The sequence below is a fragment of the Novosphingobium sp. ZW T3_23 genome (genome assembly GCF_044987305.1).
Classification (GTDB): Bacteria; Pseudomonadota; Alphaproteobacteria; order Sphingomonadales; family Sphingomonadaceae; genus Novosphingobium.
The window spans coordinates 254,498-272,365 of sequence record NZ_JBJDRF010000002.1; the positions used below are offsets into that span (position 1 = coordinate 254,498).

Sequence of the window (17,868 nt, forward strand, 5' to 3'; positions counted from 1 at the left end):
CCCGCTCACTCTCGTCAGTTGCCGCTGTCCTTGGATACGCTGTCTGCCGCGTCCTGGGCGGCATCGCCAACCTTGTCGGCCGCGGCGCCGACGTTGTTCGCCGCATTGGCAACCGCGTCGTCCTTGGCGGCCTCGCTCTGCGTGCCCTGGCTGAAGAGGTAGATGCCGCCGACGACCGCGATCAGCAGGATCAGTGCCATCACGATCCCCGTGGCGCTGCCGGAGGAGCCGCGTTCGCGAATGATCGTTGTGGTCGTCGTGGGGGCTTCGGGAGCGCGCTCGGTGGTTACGGTTTCATCTGCCATGACGGCCTCCTGTCCGATTTTTTATCGTTGCAGGGAACGCGCGAGGATGGATCCGGTTGCCGGACGCGCGGTGATGGGCAAGGCGTTCATAACAGCGAAAGCTGGCCGTCCAGCGAAGGACGGCGAAAACCCGAACAATCCAGCGAAATCTCCGGCCGGGAAAATCCCATGCGCTGCATGGCGACCTTGAACCGCCGACGAAACAGGTCCGCCCAGACACCGCTGGGTCGCATGCGGGTGAAGAATTCGGGGTCGTTGTCGCGCCCACCGCGCATCGACTGGATCGTTGCCATGACCTTGCTCGCGCGATCGGGAAAGTGCGCCTCCAGCCACTCGCGGAATAGCGGCGCCACTTCGTGGGGCAGGCGTATCATGATCCAGGTTGCGCGATCGATGCCCTGTTCGCGCGCGGCAAGGAGGATGTCCTCCAGGAACTGATCCGTTATCGAAGGGATTACCGGCGCTATCGAGACATGGGCCGGCACGCCTGCTTCCGCCAGCTTGCCAAGCGCCGCTATCCGCTTTGCAGGCGCGGCTGCGCGCGGTTCCAGCAGGCGGGAGAGCTTCGCGTCCATGCTAGTGACCGATATGGCGACCGCCACCAGGTTCCGCCGCGCCAATTGAGAGATCAGGTCGAGGTCATGAAGAACCCGGTCCGATTTGGTTGTGATAGTGACCGGATGCCGCGCCTCAAGGCACACTTCGAGCAGGTTGCGCGTGATACGATAGCGTCCTTCGATGGGCTGATAGGGGTCGGTATTGGTGCCCATGGCTATGGGAGCGGGACGGTAGCTCGGCTTGGCCAGGGTTTCGCGCAGCATCTTCGCCGCGTCCGGTTTTGCGAACAGCTTGGTCTCGAAATCGAGGCCCGGCGACAGATCGTGGTAGGCATGGGTCGGGCGGGCAAAGCAATAGATGCAGCCGTGCTCGCAGCCCCGATAGGCATTGATCGAGCGGTCGAAGGGAATGTCGGGAGACTTGTTGAACGACAGGATCGAGCGGGGGTGCTCTTCGGTGACGGTGGTGGCGGGGTGTCGGGCCGGACCGTCGATGTCCTCCATTGCGTCCAGCCAGTCGCCGTCCGCCTCCCGTTGGGGAAGATTGAAGCGCTTGCTGGCCTGGCCGCTGACGGCCCCTCTTCCCTTGTGAACTTGCATCGGACAAATATGAACAAAAAGGGAACATAACGCAAGCCGAACCGTCCGGTTGATCTGGCCGTTGGCAGAGCCTAGTCAGGCGCGGACATCGAACCGGACCGTGCCGAGCGGCTGGCGGGCACAGGAGATTGCATGGCAGGCGCAGCGCGCAGGATTGGGGCAGAAACATCCGCGACGCGGGCGCGCATCGTCGAGGCGACGGTGGAACTGATCAGGGACGAGGGCTATGCCGCCGCCAGCACCCGGCGCGTGGCGGCCAGGGCGGGGCTGAAGCCATCGCTGGTCCACTACTACTTTCCCACGACGGACGACCTGCTTCTGGAAGTGTGCCGCCAGGGCGCAGCCGACAGCGACCGGATGATCGATTCCGCGCTGGCTTCCGACGATCCCGTGCGGGCGCTCTGGCGCTTTTTCGTCGATACCAGCCGGACAGCGATGTCGCTTGAATTCATGGCGCTGGCCAACCATCGTCCCGCCGTTCGGGAGGCCATGGCGGAGCACAGCTTTGCGATGCGTGCGCGGCAGGTCGAGCTTCTGAAGCACCTCCTCGGCGATCGGTTGAAAGCGCTGGAGGGGTTCGATCCGGCGGGTCTCTCGGTTATCCTTGCCGGGATCGGTCGCTGCATCGTGATGGAACAGTCGCTCGGCGTCGAAGATGGGCACGAGCAGGCCCGCGCCATCGTCGAGTCCTGGCTGGACAGACTGCTGCCCCCTGGTTGAGCAGATCCCTGAGAAGCGCCCTAAGCTGTACCGGCCGGCCGCGCGATAGATCGCGGCTGCATTGCACATTTGTTTGAACTGGTGTTCAGGCGGCGTATTGTTCTCCCATGAGTCGCTATGGCGGCAGACCATGATACGGGAGAATACGAGAGATGTCGGTGGCAACCCAGACCAAGCTCCGGGCCGAGGAGATCAAGCCCAAGATCGGCAGTCGCGTGCTCAACACCCGCGAAGAACTGCTTTCGGGCGCTGTCGCCACGGAAATCCGCGAGCTTCTTGAGGCGCGGGGCGTTCTGGTTTTCCCGCAGGTGAACTTCACGGACGAGGAACAGGTCGCCTTCACCAAGACCCTCGGCACTTTCGCGCCGGAGCGGAAGGGCGGAGAGGAAGTGATTTCCAAGATCACCCTCGATGCCAAGGAAAACCCGATGGCCGCCGAGTACCTGAAGGGCTCGCTCTACTGGCACATCGACGGCACCCGCAACGACGTGCCGATCCTGGCTTCCCTGCTGTCCTGCCGGGTGCCCAGCCCGCGCGGCACGGGTAACACCGGTTTCGCGAACACTTACGCCGCTTTCGAGGAACTGCCGGCGGACAAGCAGGCCGAGTACGAGCAGTACCGCATGATCCACGGCCCCTGGGCCAGCCTGTTCTACTACGAACCCGAGCCGAGCCTCGCCAAGTTGCAGGGCTATGCGCAGATCGGCGAGCAGGAACTGCCCCTCGTCTGGAAGCACAAGTCCGGCCGCAAGAGCCTGGTGATCGGCTGCACTTCGGCGCAAGTGGTCGGCAAGTCCGCGCTGGAGAGCGCGATGATCATCCATGGCCTGCGCGAATGGGCTACCGGACCGGAGTTCACCTATAGCCACGAGTGGGAAGTGGGCGATCTCGTCATGTGGGACAATACCGGCACCATGCACCGGGCCGAGGCCTATGACCCGAACTGCGGCCGCATGATGCACCGCACGAAGCTCGAAGGCGAAGAGCCCTTCGAATAAGAGACGTTCCGCAAGGCGGCGTCGCCGCTTGAAGGGGCAAGAAAAAACACTCCGCCTGCGAAGGCGGAGGGTTTTTTGCACCCCGGGTCCGAAGACCCGGGGGTCGATGCGAAGGCCTCAGGCCCAGGCAGCCATCTTGGTTTCGAGGTTCTTGACGATTTCCTCGAAGAACTGCTCGGTGGTCATCCAGTTCTGGTCCGGACCGATCAGCAGCGCGAGATCCTTGGTCATCTTGCCGCTTTCGACGGTTTCGATGCAGACCTGCTCCAGCGTCTCGGCGAACTTCACCACTTCCGGCGTTTCGTCGAACTTGCCGCGATAGGCGATGCCGCGCGTCCAGGCGAAGATCGAGGCGATCGGGTTGGTCGAGGTCGCCTTGCCCTGCTGGTGCTGGCGGTAGTGACGGGTCACGGTGCCGTGGGCGGCTTCCGCTTCGACGGTCTTGCCGTCGGGCGAGAGCAGGACCGAGGTCATCAGGCCCAGCGAGCCGAAGCCCTGCGCAACGGTGTCCGACTGGACGTCGCCGTCGTAGTTCTTGCAGGCCCAGACGAACTTGCCCGACCACTTGAGCGCCGAGGCGACCATGTCGTCGATCAGGCGGTGTTCGTAGACGATCTTGGCTTCGGCGAACTTTTCCTTGAAGCCTTCGGTGTCGAACACTTCCTGGAACAGATCCTTGAAGCGGCCGTCATAGGCCTTGAGGATCGTGTTCTTGGTCGAAAGGTAGACCGGCCAGCCGAGGTTGAGGCCGTAGTTGAACGAAGCACGCGCGAAGTCGCGGATCGATTCGTCCAGGTTGTACATCGCCATGGCGACGCCCGGAGCCGGGAAGTCGAACACGTCGAGGTCGATCTTCTCGCCGCTCTCGCCGTCCCACACCAGGCGCAGCTTGCCGGGGCCGGGGATCAGGGTGTCGGTGGCCTTGTACTGGTCGCCGAAAGCGTGACGGCCGACGACGATCGGGTCGGTCCAGCCGGGGACCAGGCGGGGCACGTTGGAGATCACGATGGGCTCGCGGAACACGACGCCGCCCAGGATGTTGCGGATCGTGCCGTTGGGCGACTTCCACATCTTCTTGAGGCTGAATTCGGTGACGCGCGCTTCGTCGGGGGTGATGGTCGCGCACTTGACGGCAACGCCATGTTCCTTGGTGGCGTTCGCGGCGTCGACGGTGATCTGGTCGTCGGTCTCGTCGCGCTTCTCGACGGACAGATCGTAATACTTGAGATCGATGTCGAGGTAGGGGAGGATCAGCCGTTCACGGATCCATTCCCAGATGATCCGCGTCATTTCATCGCCGTCCATCTCGACGATGGGATTCTTGACCTTGATTTTTGCCATTCCGGAAAACTCCCCTGGAGGTGAGAAATTGGGCGTCTCTTAGGCAGGAGGGGAGCGGCTGGCAAGGCGGGTTGCGGATGGGGCGCCCGCTTTGCGCGGGGGCGGAGTTGCGCGGCGCGCATGAAGGCCCGGCGGTTTGTGGCCGGTTTGTATCCTTGCGCGAACAGGGGTGGAAAGTTCGCCGCTGTCGCGGAAGCCGAAAAGAGAAAACCCCGCTAAGCCAGAGGCTTGCGGGGCTCTCGAATGGTGGGCGTAGCAAGGATTGAACTTGCGACCCCTACGATGTCAACATAGTGCTCTACCACTGAGCTATACGCCCACACCATTCGGTTGGTCCGTTGCGGCGCCGTAGTGCCGCTCGGTGGAGTGGGCCTCTAACGGTGAGGCCGGATGTTGGCAACCGGTTTTTTCAAAAAAGTTTCACATGCCTGTGGGCAGCCCTGTGGATAGCGATTTCAGAGCCGCGCATGTTCCGAAAGCCCGAAAACGCGCTGAACTTCCAGGACGATATCCCGCAGATGGAACGGCTTCGACAGAACCTTGGCATGGGGGGCTTCCCTGCTTGCGCGCAGGGATACGGCGGCAAAGCCGGTGATGAACATGACTTTGGTTGCGGGAGAAATTTCGGCGCAGCGCTGCGCCAGCTCGATCCCGTCCATCTCGGGCATGACGATGTCCGAAAGCAGCAGATCGAAATGCTGCGCTTCCAGATAGGGGAGGGCCTCGGTTCCGCGATCGACGGCCAGCACGTCATAGCCCGCGTTTTCGAGGGCGCGGGCAAGATAAGTGCGCATGGCCTGGTCGTCTTCGGCAAGCAGGATGCGGATCATCGCGTTTTCATATCCAGATTCATGACCATATTCGTATGCTCGGGCGTGTAGCACGCTCTCATGCGCCAAGTTTTAACCCGTGTCTGGTTAAAATTCTCGTCTGGAATAGCGACTGACCGGGAACGGGACGCTTTGACAGCGATTGGGGAAACGGCCAGCTTCACAGACATGATCGATCCGAGTGGCGATAGTGATTCGCAACAAGGCGCCGGGGGGCTGATTCCGGGCTCTGCCGGCATTCCCGCCTTCGTCCTTTCGGCTTCCGCGCCGTCCGCCATACCCGTCCTGATCGCGGCTCCCCATGCCGGGCGTGCCTATCCGCCCGGTTTGCTCCGGACAATGAAGCAGCCGGAGACGACGGCCTTGCGGCTGGAGGATCGCTTCGTCGATCGTGTCGCGAAGGGGGTTGCCCGGGCGACGGGGGCGCCCTTGCTGTTCGCGCAGGCTCCGCGTGCCATGATCGACCTCAATCGATCGCCGGACGACATCGATTGGGAGATGTTCAGCCGTGCCTCCCGGCCGGAAGGCCAGCGTGCATTGCCGAGCCGCCGGGTGCGCAACGGATTGGGGCTTATCCCGCGCCGCCTTCCGGGTGTCGGCGAGATCTGGCGGGGCCGCCTGGAAGGGGACGATCTCCAGGCCAGGCTCGATAATGTGCACGAGCCGTATCACGCCGCGCTTGCTCAGGCCCTTGGCGCCCTGCGTGAGCGCTGGGGAGCGGCATTGCTGCTCGATCTCCATTCGATGCCGCCGCTGGCAGCTCGCCCGGGATGCGAGCCTGCCACATTTGTCGTGGGCGATCGATTCGGGGCGAGTTGCCACGGCAGCCTGGTGGCGGGCGCGTTCTCGCACTTCGCGGCCCATGGTTGGGAGGCGGCTCATAACCGCCCTTACGCAGGAGGCTATGTGCTGGATCGCCACGGCAATCCGGCCGAATCGATCCATGCGATGCAATTGGAGATCGACCGCAGCAGCTATCTTGATTCGCGTCTCGTCGAACCGGGGCCGGGGATGGAGGTGATCGTGGATCTTCTGGCGGGCCTTGTTCGCTGCCTGGCCGCAACCGTTTGCGATCTCGCTCAAGAGCGGGCCGGGAAGGGCTGGGCGCAAGCCGCCGAATAGCTGGTGCCGAATATCTTGGGGAATGCCTTGACCGGGCTTCGTCTCACAGAGATCGGCGTGTGGGGGAGGCATTAAAAAACCACCTCGCGCGATGCGCGAGGTGGCCAAGGTTCAGGGAGGAGGTGCACGATGTGCACCAAACCCAACCGGGCCATGAGGGTAGCGCCGATCAGGTAGCCCTAACATAGCAAGCCTGATCGCACATTCAACCCCTAGAATGGGGCGAACAACATATGATTTGCAAGAGCGTGTTCGAAAGCTGCTGCATAATGGAGCGGGCATGTGACAAATATGTCATAAATGCCCGCTCCATGGGTCATGCGATCAGGCTGCGGGAAGAACCTGCGGGCCCTTGCCCTGAGAAACCTGGCGACCGAAGATCTCGCGAACCAGGTCGAGCGAGAAGAGGTGCGCGTAGATCAGGGGCAGCATGCCGTTCTGGTTCCACTGGCGCAGGACGTCGCCGCGCACTTCGCGCAGCTTGGTCTCGTCGACCATCTGGAAGCCACGGTAAGTGAAGGGCTGGCCGGTGCCGATGTCGATGTTCAGCTCGCCGTCCATCAGCAGGTTGTGCTTGGCCAGTTCCGCCATGAAGTTGGCGGTCTTGGTGCCGGCGATCTCGAAGTTCTCGCAGAACTTGAGCATGTTCGTGGTGGTTTCGGTGGGCTCGGTGCCGTCGAACAGGGCCTGGCCGTCATCGCCTTCGCCAACGAGGTCGCTGGTGGGATCGATGCAGAGCGACAGTTCCTCGGCATCCGGGCGCAGGCGCGCCAGCATGAAGGGATAGCGACGCGCGTAAGCCGGGATATAGACCGGCGTGTTCACGGTGCCGTCCTCGTCGACGTAGACGTTCACGCCTTCGTTCATGCCCATGAGCACGAGCGGGACCGGGTTCTCTCCAGCGGTGAAGATGATCGGGAAATTGCGCTGGGCCTGCGGGAATTCCTCGACCGTCAGCGGAATCGAATTCACGCCGACGAGCCAGGTCGCCTTGTCGGTGGAGCGGGTCTTCCAAGTGGCATGCTGCTGGGAATTCAGCGGCACGAGATCCTTGTAGAACAGGGGAAGGGCAGGATTCTGCGGCGCGGTGGCCATTGCGATACTCTCCGCAAGACAGGAATTTTCGAAGGCGCCGCTTTAAGGGCTGCGTGCGACGGAAGCAAGCGCGCTGCCCTGCCGAAACGGGGATATCGGGCGAGTCGGGCTTGTCCAGCCGTCCGATCCTGATTCGGCACGCGGCAGCGCGCCGAAATGCATGCTCAGACCAGCTTTCCGGGGTTGAAGATGCCCTGGGGATCGAGCGCATTCTTCACGGCCCGCAGCATCGACAGCGCCACCGGATCTCCCAGCCGCGCCAGTTCGTCCCGCTTCAGCTGGCCGATGCCATGTTCGGCCGAGATCGAGCCGCCCCATTCGGTCACGAGGTCGTGCACGTAACGGCTGATCGCCTTGCCTTCGCTGGCCTGCCAGGCTGGGCCGTCGGTCACGCTGGGGGCAATGACATGGTAGTGCACGTTGCCGTCGCCGAGATGGCCGAAGGCGATGGCTTCGGTGCCGGGCCATTTCGCCTCGATCATCGGGATCGTCGTTTCCACGAAGTCCGGCATTTTCTCGACCGGAACCGAAATGTCGTGCTGCACGGCCGGGCCGCGCGCGCGTTCGGCGGGCGAGATCGATTCGCGCAGCAGCCACATGGCCTCCGCCTGGCTTTCGCTGGCGGACATCGCGGCATCCTCGACCAGCTCGGCCTCGAAAGCCTCGGCCATCATCGCCTCGCAGCGATCGCGCAAGGTCGATGCCGTCGAACGGTCCGCAACCACTTCGATCAGCACATGCCAGGCATGCGCATCGGTCAGCGGCGCCCGGGCGTCCGGCAGGTGATCGAGCACGGCTTCGAGGCATGCCTGAGGGAGAACTTCGAAACCTTCCAGCGCCTCTCCGGCTAAGGCCTCGCAGTGAAGAAGCAGTTTGCGCGCGGCGCCAAGCGACGGCACTCCTGCCCAGATCACGACGCGCTCCGCAACCGCCGGCAGCAGTGCCAGCGTGGCGGCGGTGATCACGCCCATGGTGCCTTCGGATCCGATCAACAGCTGCTTGAGGTCGAAACCGCGATTGTCCTTCTTCAGCGGGGTGAGCATCGAGAAGACCTGACCGTCCGCCAGAACCGCTTCCAGCCCGAGCACCAGTGCCCGCATCGAGCCGTGCCGCAGGACTTGCGTGCCCCCCGCATTGGTGGAGATCAGTCCCCCCACCGTAGCGGAGCCTTTGCCTCCCAGTGAGAGGGGGAAGCGCAAATTGCGGGCTTCCGCCGCGTCATGGAGGGTCTGGAGCACCACTCCGGCCTCGCAGGTGACCTGCCGGGCCTCTTCATCGAGGGTGCGAATCGCATTCATGCGCCGCAGCGAGAGCAGGATGGCCGCTCCGCTGGCGTCCGGCGTCGCGCCTCCCGACATGCCGCTGTTGCCGCCTTGCGGAACGATCGGCACCCCGTGCTTCGCGCAGAGCCGCACGATCCCCGAAACTTCCGTCACATCGGCGGGCGATGCCAGGGCCAGGGCGCGCCCCGTATAGCGACCGCGCCAGTCGGTGAGCCAGGGCGAGAGCAGGTCCGCATCGGTCGTCAATCCACGCGGGCCGAGCAGGTCCGCGGCTTCGGCGAGAAAGGTGTCGGTATCGGTCATCGCCGCGATATGGCACAGGCGCGAGCAGGATTCACCAGCACTCTTCGGAAGATATCGATCGGGTCTTGCGTTGCTTCAAGTTAAGCGCTGGTTCAAGCTCTTGCTCTATGGCGGCCTGACGCGCGCGCCCGAGGACCGGTCCTTTTCATGAATCTCGCTTCCGTACTGCTCTATCCTTTCACGCTGCTGCTACCCGCGGTGGGCCTGGGGGACGGCGCTCGCACGAAGCATGAGGACCGTTCGGAGGCGCAGGTGGCTTCCCCGGTCGTCGAGGTGCAGGGTTATGCCTGGCCCGATGAAGTGCCTGCTTCGCCAAGCGCATGGCCGTTCGCCGCCCAGGCTTTCGAGCATGTGGAGCCGGATGCCGCATGGCAGGTGAGAATCGAGCAGCGCATGACGATTCGCATCAGTCCGCGCGCGCAGATGCCCGCGCCGCCGGACATGCTGGTCGGCATGCCGGGCGGCGGCGGTGAAAGGCCGCGCTATTCGGAGCGCAAGATCGGCAAATGCCTGCCTATGTCGGGGATCGCCGGCGTCCAGCCCGACGGCCAGGCAAGGCTCCTGCTGTTCATGCGGGATCGGCGCGTCGTCGGCGCCGAGCTGGAGCGGGGCTGCCGGGCAGGGGCCTTCTATTCGGGATTTCTGCTGTCCCGCACCGCCGACGGACAGCTTTGCATCGATCGCGACGAACTGCTGTCGCGAAGCGGCACGAGCTGCAAGCTCACGCGCATACGCCAGCTCGTGGCGACCGGCCGCTAGGGCGGATCGACATTCAGCTCATGCGGGCCTGCGAAGCGCGATTTCCTGCGCTTCGGTGCTCACGGACCAAAAGTCCGCTGCGCTCCGATGCTCGGAGAATCACGCTTCTCGTCTCCACCTGACCTGAATGTCGATCCGCCCTAGGTAGGCGCAAGAACGGCGATATCGTTCCGCGCGCCTTGAGGATCAGGCCCAAACCCGCGTTTTGGGCCGTATCGGGTGGATTTCCTTGACTTCTGCGGCAGTTCCCGCCTAGGCGGCGCGCAGGTGTACTATCGGCATGCGCGCGAATCCGTTGATTCGGAAGTTCGCTGCCGCGCCGCGACGTAATCGAAGTACCCCGGATTATCGAAGTACCCGCGCATTTTCGCAAGCTTCCTGCCTATGAGACCTGTCTGTCTATGAACTTTGCCGATCTCGGCCTGTCTGACGAATTGCTGAAGGCGGTGGAAACCGCTGGCTACAGCGAGCCGACTCCGATCCAGGCACAAGCCATCCCGCCGGTCCTGATGATGAAGGATATCATCGGCATCGCCCAGACCGGTACCGGCAAGACGGCCAGCTTCGTGCTGCCGATGATCGATGTTCTGGCACATGGTCGCCGTCGTGCGCTGATGCCGCGCTCGCTCATCCTCGAACCGACGCGCGAACTCGCTGCACAGGTGGCCGAGAACTTCGAGAAGTACGGCAAGAATCACGACCTGAAGATGGCGCTGCTGATCGGCGGCGTGCAGATGGGCGACCAGCTCAAGGCCCTGTCGGCCGGCGTGGACGTGCTGATCGCAACGCCGGGTCGCCTGATGGACTTGTTCGAACGCGGCAAGATCATGCTGACCGGCTGCGAACTGCTGGTCATCGACGAGGCCGATCGCATGCTCGACATGGGCTTCATTCCCGATATCGAAACGATCTGCGCGAAGCTGCCCACCAACCGGCAGACGCTGCTGTTCTCCGCGACGATGCCGCCGGTGATCAAGAAGCTGGCCGACCGCTTTCTGACGAATCCGAAGTACATCGAGGTCGCCCGCCCGGCGAGCACCAACACCAACATCGTCCAGCACAAGGTCGCGGTGCAAAGCCGCAAGAAGCGCGAAGTTCTGCGCCACCTGCTGCGCAACGACGACGTTTCGACCGCGATCGTCTTCGCCAACCGCAAGACCACCGTTCGCGAACTGGCCAAGAGCCTGAAGCAGCATGGTTTTGCTGCCGGGGAAATCCATGGCGACATGGACCAGCCCGCGCGCCTGGCCGAACTGCAGCGCTTCAAGGACGGTTCGATCAACATCCTGGTCGCGTCCGATGTTGCCGCCCGCGGGCTCGACGTGAAGGGCGTGAGCCACGTCTTCAACTTCGACACCCCTTGGCACCCGGACGACTACGTTCACCGCATCGGTCGTACCGGCCGTGGCGGCGCTTCCGGCCGGGCCTTTACGTTCGTCTCGCCGGAAGATGCCGAGGCAATCGATAATGTCGAGAAGCTGACCGGCGGCAAGATTCCCGTCTATCAGATGCCGAGCGAAGGCGCTGTCGAGGCGCCGGTCAGGGAAGAAAAACCGCGCCGCGAAAAGCGCGAGCGTACCCGTGCGGAGCCGGCAGGTCGCGAAGAGCGGCCTGTGGTTACCGAGGCCGTTGCCGAGGCCGTCACCGAGAAGCGGGCACCTCGTCGCGAAAGCCGGGGTGAGGAACAGCGGCGCGAGCGTCGTTCCGAGGGCAGCCGTTCGCGTCGCCGCGAGCCGGAACCCGCCGACGATGGCTGGAATGGCCCCGTTCCCGAGTTCCTGCACGTTTCGGCACTGGCCTGACGACCGGCGGCCGGGCCCAGCGCTCCATCGCTGGCTCGGCTTCACCTTCATTTTTCGAAGAATCGCGCCGGTCGTCCGGCGCATGATGCCGCTTGCCTATGCGCGCGGCGGCGTGCCAGAACCGCTGCTCGAAGCGTATCGACAGCGGGGATTCCATGAAGATCATGCACATACTGGCGCTCGGCGGCGTGCTGACCGCCTCTTGCGGCGTCGTGGCTGATGCAGGAACGCAAGTGCGCGTCGAAGGCGGGCAGCTTGCGGGTTCGGTCGAAAACGACGTGGCAAGCTGGAAGGGGATTCCCTTCGCCGCGCCGCCGGTCGGTGCCCTGCGCTGGCGGGCGCCTCAGCCTGTCGTGTCCTGGCAGGGAACGAAGGCGGCAACGGCCTACGGGCATGACTGCATGCAGAAACCCTTCGACGGCGATGCCGCACCGCTTGGCACCCCGCCGGCCGAGGACTGTCTCTATGCCAATGTCTGGCGCCCGGCCGGGGTAAAGGGGAAGCTGCCGGTCGTGGCGTGGATCTACGGCGGGGGCTTCGTGAATGGAGGCGCTTCGCCGCCGACTTATTCGGGCGCGGAACTGGCGCGGCAGGGTGTGCTTTTCGTCAGCTTCAATTACCGGGTTGGCCGCTTCGGCACTTTCGCACACCCGGCCCTGACGCGCGCCGCCGAGGACGGCGGATTGACCGGAAACTACGGTTACATGGACCAGCTTGCCGCCTTGCGCTGGGTGAAGCGCAACATCGCGGCGTTCGGCGGCGATCCGGACAATGTCACGATCATCGGCGAAAGCGCGGGCGGCATGTCCGTGCACAACCTGGTGACCTCGCCCGAAGCAGAAGGCCTGTTCGCCAAGGCCGTGGTGATGTCGGGCGGGAATGGGACGAGCCTTGGCGATTCCAACCTGGCGGCTGCCGAAGCGATCGGCGTAAGGTTCGCGGAAGGCAAGGGCATCGCTCCCGACGATCCGCAGGCCCTGGCCAAGCTGCGCGCGCTGACGCCCGAGCAGGTCACCGATGGCCTCAATCTCGCGGCTCTGTTCGCGCCGTCCGGCCAGCCCCGCAACTTCGCCAGCCCGTTTGCCGATGGACGCGTGGCGGTGGATCAGCGGAAAGCCTATGAAACGAAGCACTTTCATCGCGTTCCGATGATGATCGGCGCGACCAGCGACGATATCGGCGGGGTGAGCGGCGGCATGGTCGCCGGAGCGCGCCAGCTTGCCGCTCTGGTCGCGGAGGCCGGTGTACCCGTCTACGAGTATCGTTTTTCCTACGTGGCTTCGGCGCTCGCCTCGGGAGCGGGAACGGGAGCGGGGACGGGCCGGGGAGCGGGGCACGCCACCGACATACCGTTTTTCTTCGACACGCAGGCCGTGAAGTACGCGGCCAAAACCAGCGATCGCGACAATGCGTTGGGCCGCACGATCAGCGCCTATCTCGTGAACTTCGCCCGCACCGGGAATCCGAATGGCGGGCCCAGTGACGGCAGGCTGCCCGCATGGCAGGCGCGCTCCGGAGATGGCGACGAGATCCTGGACTTTGCGCCCGATGGAACGGCGAGGTTCGGGCCTGATCCCTGGATCGGGCAGATCAGGGCCGCACCAGCCAAGACCGGACTCTAGCGGCGGGCTGTAAGAACGATCAGGCCGGCTTGACGAAACTGTCGAGCACCCGCTTGCGCCCGGCCTGTTCGAACTCGATCTCCAGCTTGTTCCCCTCCTGCGAGAGTACGGCGCCGTAGCCGAACTTCTCGTGGAAGACGCGGCTGCCGATCTCCACATCGGTGCGCGGCTTGGCGGCGAAGCTGGCGGCGCTGCGGGTCGATTCGGCGATCTTGCGCGGAGTCGGATCGAATTCGCGCGCGGCGGCGCGTTGCCAGCCCGGACCGCGCGTGACCGTGCGTGCCGGTTGGGCGCGGGCGACTTCGGCGAACGGATCCGCCATTTCGGTCCACTGCGCCCGCCACAACGAAGCGCCGCCGGAGAGCGTGGTTTCGCTTTCGACGTGATCGTCCGGAAGTTCCGCAATGAAGCGCGAGGGTATGGAACTGGTCCACTGGCCGTAGATGCGGCGGTTGGCGGCGTGGAGAATCGTGCACTTGCGGCGCGCGCGCGTGATGGCGACATAAGCGAGCCGGCGTTCTTCCTCCAGACTGGCAAGCCCGCCTTCGTCCATCGCCCGCTGCGAGGGAAACACGCCTTCCTCCCAGCCCGGCAGGAAAACGTGCTCGAACTCCAGCCCCTTGGCCGCATGCATGGTCATGATCGTGACCTTTTCCTCGTCGGACGCTGCGTCGTTGTCCATGACCAGGCTGACGTGTTCGAGGAAATCGCCCAGCGTGTCGTATTCCTCCATGGCGCGCGCGAGTTCGACCAGGTTCTCGAGCCGACCGCTCGCCTCAGGCGTCTTTTCGGCCTGGAGCGCGTCGGTATAGCCGCTTTCGTCGAGGACGGTACGCAGGAGGTCCGCCGGGTTTTCCGTGCCCGACAGGTCGCGCCAGCGCGCGAAATCGCGCATCAGCGCCAGGAAGGTGTTGCGGGCGCGGGCAGGCAGTTCGTCGGTGTCGGCGATCTCGATCGCGGCCATGGCGAGGGGAATGCCGCGCCGCCGCGCAAGCGTATGCAGGGCTTCCAACGCCTTGGCGCCGAGCCCGCGCTTGGGTGCGTTGTAGATGCGCTCGAACGCGAGATCGTCCGCCGGTTGCGCGATCACGCGCAAGTAGGCCAGAGCATCGCGGATTTCGGCCCGCTCGTAGAAGCGGAAGCCGCCGACGATGCGGTACTTCATGCCGATCGAGATGAAACGGTCTTCGAACTCGCGCGTCTGGTACTGGGCGCGCACGAGAATGGCGATCTGGTCGAGCGGGGCGCCTTCGCGTTCCAGCCGCTCTATGTCGTCGCCCACCCGGCGCGCCTCCTCAGGCGCGTCCCAGACGCCGATGACGCGGACTTTGTCGCCGGGGTGACGCTCGGTCCACAGCGTTTTGCCGAGGCGCTGCGTGTTCTCCCCGATCAGCCCCGAGGCAGCGGCCAGAATCTGCGGGGTGGAGCGATAGTTCTGCTCCAGCCGGATCACCTTGGCGCCGGGGAAGTCCTTCTCGAACTTGAGGATATTGGCCACTTCGGCACCGCGCCAGGAATAGATCGACTGGTCGTCGTCTCCCACCACGCAGATGTTCTTGCGCTCCTGCGCGATCAGCCGCAGCCACAGGTACTGGACCTGGTTGGTGTCCTGATATTCGTCCACCATGACGTATTTGAAGCGCTGCTGGTACTGTTCGAGCACTTCCCGATGGTTGCGCAGGATATTCAGCATGTGCAGCAGGAGATCACCGAAATCGCAGGCGTTCACGGCCTTCAGGCGATCCTGGTAGAGCTGGTAGAACTTCTGCCCCCGTCCGTTGGCATAGGCCTCGTTCTCGCCGGCATCGAGGTCTGCGGGGTTGAGGCCGCGGTTCTTCCAGCGATCTATGCAACCCGCAAGCTGGCGGGCCGGCCAGCGCTTCTCGTCCAGCCCTTCGGCCTGGATAAGCTGCTTGAGCAGGCGCAACTGATCGTCCGTATCGATGATCGTATAGTTGGGCTGGAGACCCACCATCTCGGCATGCCGCCGCAGCATCTTGGCGGCGATGGCGTGGAACGTGCCGAGCCAGGGCATCCCCTCGACGGCCGGACCGATCAGGTGCCCCACTCGCTCGCGCATCTCCCGCGCGGCCTTGTTGGTGAACGTGACGCAAAGGATCTCGCTGGGCCAGGCGCGGCGGCTGCGCACCAGGTGCGCCAGCCTGCGCGTGAGCGCCGCCGTCTTCCCGGTGCCCGCGCCCGCCAGCATCAGCACCGGCCCTTCGGTGGTCAGGACCGCCTCGCGCTGGGGCGGGTTCAGCCCTTCCAGCAGCGGGTCCTGGGGGTCGTCGGGCAGGGAGGATTGCAGATCGTTCACCCGCGAACATCTAGGGAACGGAGCGTCGCGGCGCAAGGCCGGTTCGTCGCAGCCCCGGAACAATCTCCCGGTCTAGGAGTCGCGTTGTCACGGAGAAAACAAAACATAAAAGACAGGAGAGTGTGACATGCGCAAATATCTCCTCGCGGGCGCGGCGGCCTTTTCGCTGATCGGGTTACCGTCCGTCATCCAGGCACAGGACACAATGGGTGCCCCCCCGACCACCGCCGAGCCGCCCGCCGCCGAAATGCCGGCCCCTCCACCTCCCGGTGCGCCATCCGAGCCGCCGGCGCCGCCTGCCAGGCCGATGACGCCGGCATCGATGACGCCCGATCAGAAAGCGCAGTACGATGGCTGGCCTGCCGAGCAGAAGGCGGACTACGATTCGTGGACGCCCGAGTATCAGGCCTATTACTGGAGCCTCACGGCGCCCCAGCAGAAAGGCTATTGGGCACTGACGCCCGACCAGCGCGGCCAGATCTACAAGATGACGCCGGAGCAACAGGCGATCGCCTGGAATTCGATCGCCCAGCAAATGGCCGGCAAGACGCCTACGACTCCGCCGACACAGGCTAACCCTCCGGGCGAAGGCATGCCCACGACGGGCGTTCCCGATCCGCAATCGGCCGATCAGGCGGTCCGCCCGGCGATGCCCGCCGATCAGACCTACCAGGGCGGTCCCTACAAGGGCGCCATGACACCGCCCCCGGCAACCGCGATGAACAAGGATTATCCGGTTTGCAGCAAGACGGTGAAGGACAACTGCCGCAACCGTGGCGGCAAGTAGTTCGAACGGGTCGTCGTTCCGGACCGCGTCCGGGACGACGATCGTCCATCCTGATCCGCTTACTCGGCCGTGCGGCGAAGTATGTGCAGGCGGGCCTTGCCGACGTCTCGCGAGCTTTCCACTTCGAAGCCGCGAATCGAGACCGATTCGTTGCGCCCTGTTTCCAGGCAGACCCAGGTCTGCTCGCCGATCCAGCCAAGCCGCGCGAGCTTGTCGATCGCCACCGATCCCGCGCCGGTATCATAGGGCGGATCGAGCAAGACCAGGTCCAGCACGGCTTTTGCCGGGCCAAGTGACAGGACCGAACCGGCGCGCACGTCGCTGACGGGTTGGGCGTGCAGATTGGCGATGTTCGCACGGATCGCGCGGATCGCCGCCGGATCCTGATCCACGAAAAGGCAATGTGCGGCGCCGCGCGACAGCGCTTCCAGCCCGAGCGCGCCAGATCCTGCGAAGAGATCGGCAACCTTGAGCCCCTCGAACGTCCCCAACCGGCTCGCCAGCATCGAGAACAAGGTCTCGCGCGTGCGGTCGGCGGTGGGGCGGGTGTTTTCGCCTTCCGGAGCAGCCAGCTTGCGACCGCGCCATTCCCCGGCGACGATGCGCAGGCCGGCCTTCGCGGGCGCTCCCTTCACAATTCCGCGCCCGGCAGCGTGCGACGGAAGTTTTCCAGCTCACGCGGGGAGACTTCGACCGCCATGCCCTTGGGCAGGTCCAGCAGGCGGAACGGTCCGTAGGAGACGCGGATCAGGCGGCTGACCTGAAGGCCCAGGTGTTCAAGAACCCGGCGGACTTCGCGGTTCTTGCCTTCGGTCAGGGTCATTTCGATCCACTGGTTGCGCCCGGTGCGGCGCTCCATATTGGCGTCGATCTTGCCGTAGACCACGCCCTCGATCTCGATACCTTCGATCAGATCCTCAAGCTGGGCTTGCGTGATGTCGCCGAAGGTACGCGCACGATAGGTCCGGGGCACGCCGGTGGCGGGAAGTTCGAGCTGACGCTTGAACTCGCCGTCGTTGGTCAGGAGCAGCAGTCCCTCGGTATTGAGGTCGAGACGGCCGATCGGCATGACCCGGCCGCTGCCTTCGGGCAGGGCATTGCGCAAGGCGGTGTAGATCGTCGGGCGGCCGGCCGGGTCACGTTCGGCGGTCAGCAGCCCCGACGGCTTGTGGAAGATGAAGAGCCGGGTTTCCTCAGCGTCGCGGACCGGATTGCCGTCCACGGTCACGCCCCTGAGGTTGGGCAGCACGGTAGAGGGCGTCTCGATAACGTCCTCCCCCAGCTTGACGCGGCCTTCGATGATCAGGCGCTCGGCCTCGCGGCGGCTGGCCACGCCCGCGCGCGCGAGCAACTTGGCGATGCGTTCGCCCTCGCGCTCGGGCATGCCCGGCGTTTTGGGGGTGGGGGCGGCGGCCTGCGGCGCCTGT

The 17,868-nt window shown here is 64.5% G+C and carries 16 protein-coding genes and 1 tRNA gene; 7 read left to right on the plus strand and 10 right to left on the minus strand.

Annotation, left to right across the window (positions count from 1 at the left end):
• Positions 1-14: 14 nt before the first annotated feature.
• The gene (locus ACI3K3_RS02465) at positions 15-305 is read right to left on the minus strand and encodes a hypothetical protein (protein ID WP_404911763.1); all 291 of its coding nucleotides are present in this window, start codon (positions 303-305) and stop codon (positions 15-17) included.
• Positions 306-391: 86 nt separating this feature from the next.
• On the minus strand, positions 392-1,462 hold the full coding sequence (locus tag ACI3K3_RS02470; RefSeq protein ID WP_404911764.1) for a PA0069 family radical SAM protein: 1,071 nt from the start codon (positions 1,460-1,462) through the stop codon (positions 392-394).
• 132 nt (positions 1,463-1,594) lie between these two features.
• Here ACI3K3_RS02470 and ACI3K3_RS02475 point away from each other — a divergent pair, with 132 nt between their 5' ends.
• Both ACI3K3_RS02475 and ACI3K3_RS02480 read left to right on the plus strand, forming a co-directional pair.
• Positions 1,595-2,182 carry a TetR/AcrR family transcriptional regulator gene (locus ACI3K3_RS02475; RefSeq protein WP_404911765.1) on the plus strand — a complete coding sequence of 196 codons (588 nt, stop codon included), beginning with the start codon at positions 1,595-1,597 and terminating at the stop codon, positions 2,180-2,182.
• 152 nt (positions 2,183-2,334) lie between these two features.
• On the plus strand, positions 2,335-3,180 hold the full coding sequence (locus ACI3K3_RS02480; RefSeq protein WP_404911766.1) for a TauD/TfdA dioxygenase family protein: 846 nt from the start codon (positions 2,335-2,337) through the stop codon (positions 3,178-3,180).
• A 117-nt stretch (positions 3,181-3,297) separates the two neighbouring features.
• Here ACI3K3_RS02480 and ACI3K3_RS02485 read toward each other — a convergent pair whose 3' ends face one another.
• From ACI3K3_RS02485 to cpdR, 3 genes are all read right to left on the minus strand, one after another.
• A complete protein-coding gene (locus tag ACI3K3_RS02485) occupies positions 3,298-4,521 on the minus strand; it encodes an NADP-dependent isocitrate dehydrogenase (protein WP_404911767.1) in 1,224 nt (407 codons plus the stop codon).
• 244 nt (positions 4,522-4,765) lie between these two features.
• Positions 4,766-4,840, minus strand: a tRNA-Val gene (locus ACI3K3_RS02490).
• 136 nt (positions 4,841-4,976) lie between these two features.
• Positions 4,977-5,351 (minus strand): cell cycle two-component system response regulator CpdR, encoded by a 375-nt coding sequence (gene cpdR / locus ACI3K3_RS02495; protein ID WP_313434314.1) that lies wholly within the window; start codon positions 5,349-5,351, stop codon positions 4,977-4,979.
• Positions 5,352-5,519: 168 nt separating this feature from the next.
• Between cpdR and ACI3K3_RS02500 the strand changes: the two genes are divergently transcribed.
• Complete coding sequence (locus tag ACI3K3_RS02500) at positions 5,520-6,473, plus strand: N-formylglutamate amidohydrolase (protein WP_404911768.1); 954 nt, start codon at positions 5,520-5,522, stop codon at positions 6,471-6,473.
• A gap of 324 nt (positions 6,474-6,797) precedes the next feature.
• On the opposite strand, the gene ACI3K3_RS02505 is transcribed toward ACI3K3_RS02500, so the two are convergent.
• Both ACI3K3_RS02505 and ACI3K3_RS02510 read right to left on the minus strand, forming a co-directional pair.
• Entirely contained in the window at positions 6,798-7,568 is a 771-nt protein-coding gene (locus ACI3K3_RS02505) for a SapC family protein (protein WP_404911769.1), read from the minus strand.
• 164 nt (positions 7,569-7,732) lie between these two features.
• Positions 7,733-9,154 (minus strand): FAD-binding oxidoreductase, encoded by a 1,422-nt coding sequence (locus ACI3K3_RS02510; RefSeq protein WP_404911770.1) that lies wholly within the window; start codon positions 9,152-9,154, stop codon positions 7,733-7,735.
• A 147-nt stretch (positions 9,155-9,301) separates the two neighbouring features.
• On the opposite strand from ACI3K3_RS02510, the gene ACI3K3_RS02515 reads away from it, so the two are divergent.
• The 3 genes from ACI3K3_RS02515 to ACI3K3_RS02525 all read left to right on the plus strand — a co-directional run bounded on the left by ACI3K3_RS02515 (position 9,302) and on the right by ACI3K3_RS02525 (position 13,337).
• Positions 9,302-9,913 carry a hypothetical protein gene (locus ACI3K3_RS02515; protein ID WP_404911771.1) on the plus strand — a complete coding sequence of 204 codons (612 nt, stop codon included), beginning with the start codon at positions 9,302-9,304 and terminating at the stop codon, positions 9,911-9,913.
• A 401-nt stretch (positions 9,914-10,314) separates the two neighbouring features.
• On the plus strand, positions 10,315-11,715 hold the full coding sequence (locus ACI3K3_RS02520) for a DEAD/DEAH box helicase (protein ID WP_404911773.1): 1,401 nt from the start codon (positions 10,315-10,317) through the stop codon (positions 11,713-11,715).
• 155 nt (positions 11,716-11,870) lie between these two features.
• The gene (locus tag ACI3K3_RS02525) at positions 11,871-13,337 is read left to right on the plus strand and encodes a carboxylesterase/lipase family protein (protein WP_404911775.1); all 1,467 of its coding nucleotides are present in this window, start codon (positions 11,871-11,873) and stop codon (positions 13,335-13,337) included.
• Positions 13,338-13,356: 19 nt separating this feature from the next.
• Here the strand turns inward: ACI3K3_RS02525 and ACI3K3_RS02530 are convergent, their stop codons facing one another.
• Positions 13,357-15,654, minus strand: coding sequence for an ATP-dependent helicase (locus ACI3K3_RS02530; RefSeq protein ID WP_404911777.1), 2,298 nt, complete (start codon positions 15,652-15,654; stop codon positions 13,357-13,359).
• A gap of 127 nt (positions 15,655-15,781) precedes the next feature.
• Between ACI3K3_RS02530 and ACI3K3_RS02535 the strand changes: the two genes are divergently transcribed.
• Positions 15,782-16,441 (plus strand): hypothetical protein, encoded by a 660-nt coding sequence (locus ACI3K3_RS02535; protein WP_404911778.1) that lies wholly within the window; start codon positions 15,782-15,784, stop codon positions 16,439-16,441.
• A gap of 59 nt (positions 16,442-16,500) precedes the next feature.
• On the opposite strand, the gene rsmD is transcribed toward ACI3K3_RS02535, so the two are convergent.
• Together rsmD and ACI3K3_RS02545 are read right to left on the minus strand one after the other, a co-directional pair.
• Positions 16,501-17,049, minus strand: a complete 549-nt coding sequence (rsmD, locus tag ACI3K3_RS02540) for a 16S rRNA (guanine(966)-N(2))-methyltransferase RsmD (protein WP_404911799.1) — start codon at positions 17,047-17,049, stop codon at positions 16,501-16,503.
• A gap of 23 nt (positions 17,050-17,072) precedes the next feature.
• On the minus strand, positions 17,073-17,868 hold a 796-nt coding region (locus tag ACI3K3_RS02545), incomplete at its 5' end, for a pseudouridine synthase (protein WP_404911780.1).

What these genes read in the sequence shown, in the direction of transcription:
- ACI3K3_RS02465 (WP_404911763.1), bottom strand. Translation starts at nt 305, where the DNA reads ATGGCAGATGAAACCGTAACCACCGAGCGCGCTCCCGAAGCCCCCACG.
- ACI3K3_RS02470 (WP_404911764.1), bottom strand. Translation starts at nt 1,462, where the DNA reads ATGCAAGTTCACAAGGGAAGAGGGGCCGTCAGCGGCCAGGCCAGCAAG.
- ACI3K3_RS02475 (WP_404911765.1), top strand. Translation starts at nt 1,595, where the DNA reads ATGGCAGGCGCAGCGCGCAGGATTGGGGCAGAAACATCCGCGACGCGG.
- ACI3K3_RS02480 (WP_404911766.1), top strand. Translation starts at nt 2,335, where the DNA reads ATGTCGGTGGCAACCCAGACCAAGCTCCGGGCCGAGGAGATCAAGCCC.
- ACI3K3_RS02485 (WP_404911767.1), bottom strand. Translation starts at nt 4,521, where the DNA reads ATGGCAAAAATCAAGGTCAAGAATCCCATCGTCGAGATGGACGGCGAT.
- cpdR (WP_313434314.1), bottom strand. Translation starts at nt 5,351, where the DNA reads ATGATCCGCATCCTGCTTGCCGAAGACGACCAGGCCATGCGCACTTAT.
- ACI3K3_RS02500 (WP_404911768.1), top strand. Translation starts at nt 5,520, where the DNA reads ATGATCGATCCGAGTGGCGATAGTGATTCGCAACAAGGCGCCGGGGGG.
- ACI3K3_RS02505 (WP_404911769.1), bottom strand. Translation starts at nt 7,568, where the DNA reads ATGGCCACCGCGCCGCAGAATCCTGCCCTTCCCCTGTTCTACAAGGAT.
- ACI3K3_RS02510 (WP_404911770.1), bottom strand. Translation starts at nt 9,154, where the DNA reads ATGACCGATACCGACACCTTTCTCGCCGAAGCCGCGGACCTGCTCGGC.
- ACI3K3_RS02515 (WP_404911771.1), top strand. Translation starts at nt 9,302, where the DNA reads ATGAATCTCGCTTCCGTACTGCTCTATCCTTTCACGCTGCTGCTACCC.
- ACI3K3_RS02520 (WP_404911773.1), top strand. Translation starts at nt 10,315, where the DNA reads ATGAACTTTGCCGATCTCGGCCTGTCTGACGAATTGCTGAAGGCGGTG.
- ACI3K3_RS02525 (WP_404911775.1), top strand. Translation starts at nt 11,871, where the DNA reads ATGAAGATCATGCACATACTGGCGCTCGGCGGCGTGCTGACCGCCTCT.
- ACI3K3_RS02535 (WP_404911778.1), top strand. Translation starts at nt 15,782, where the DNA reads ATGCGCAAATATCTCCTCGCGGGCGCGGCGGCCTTTTCGCTGATCGGG.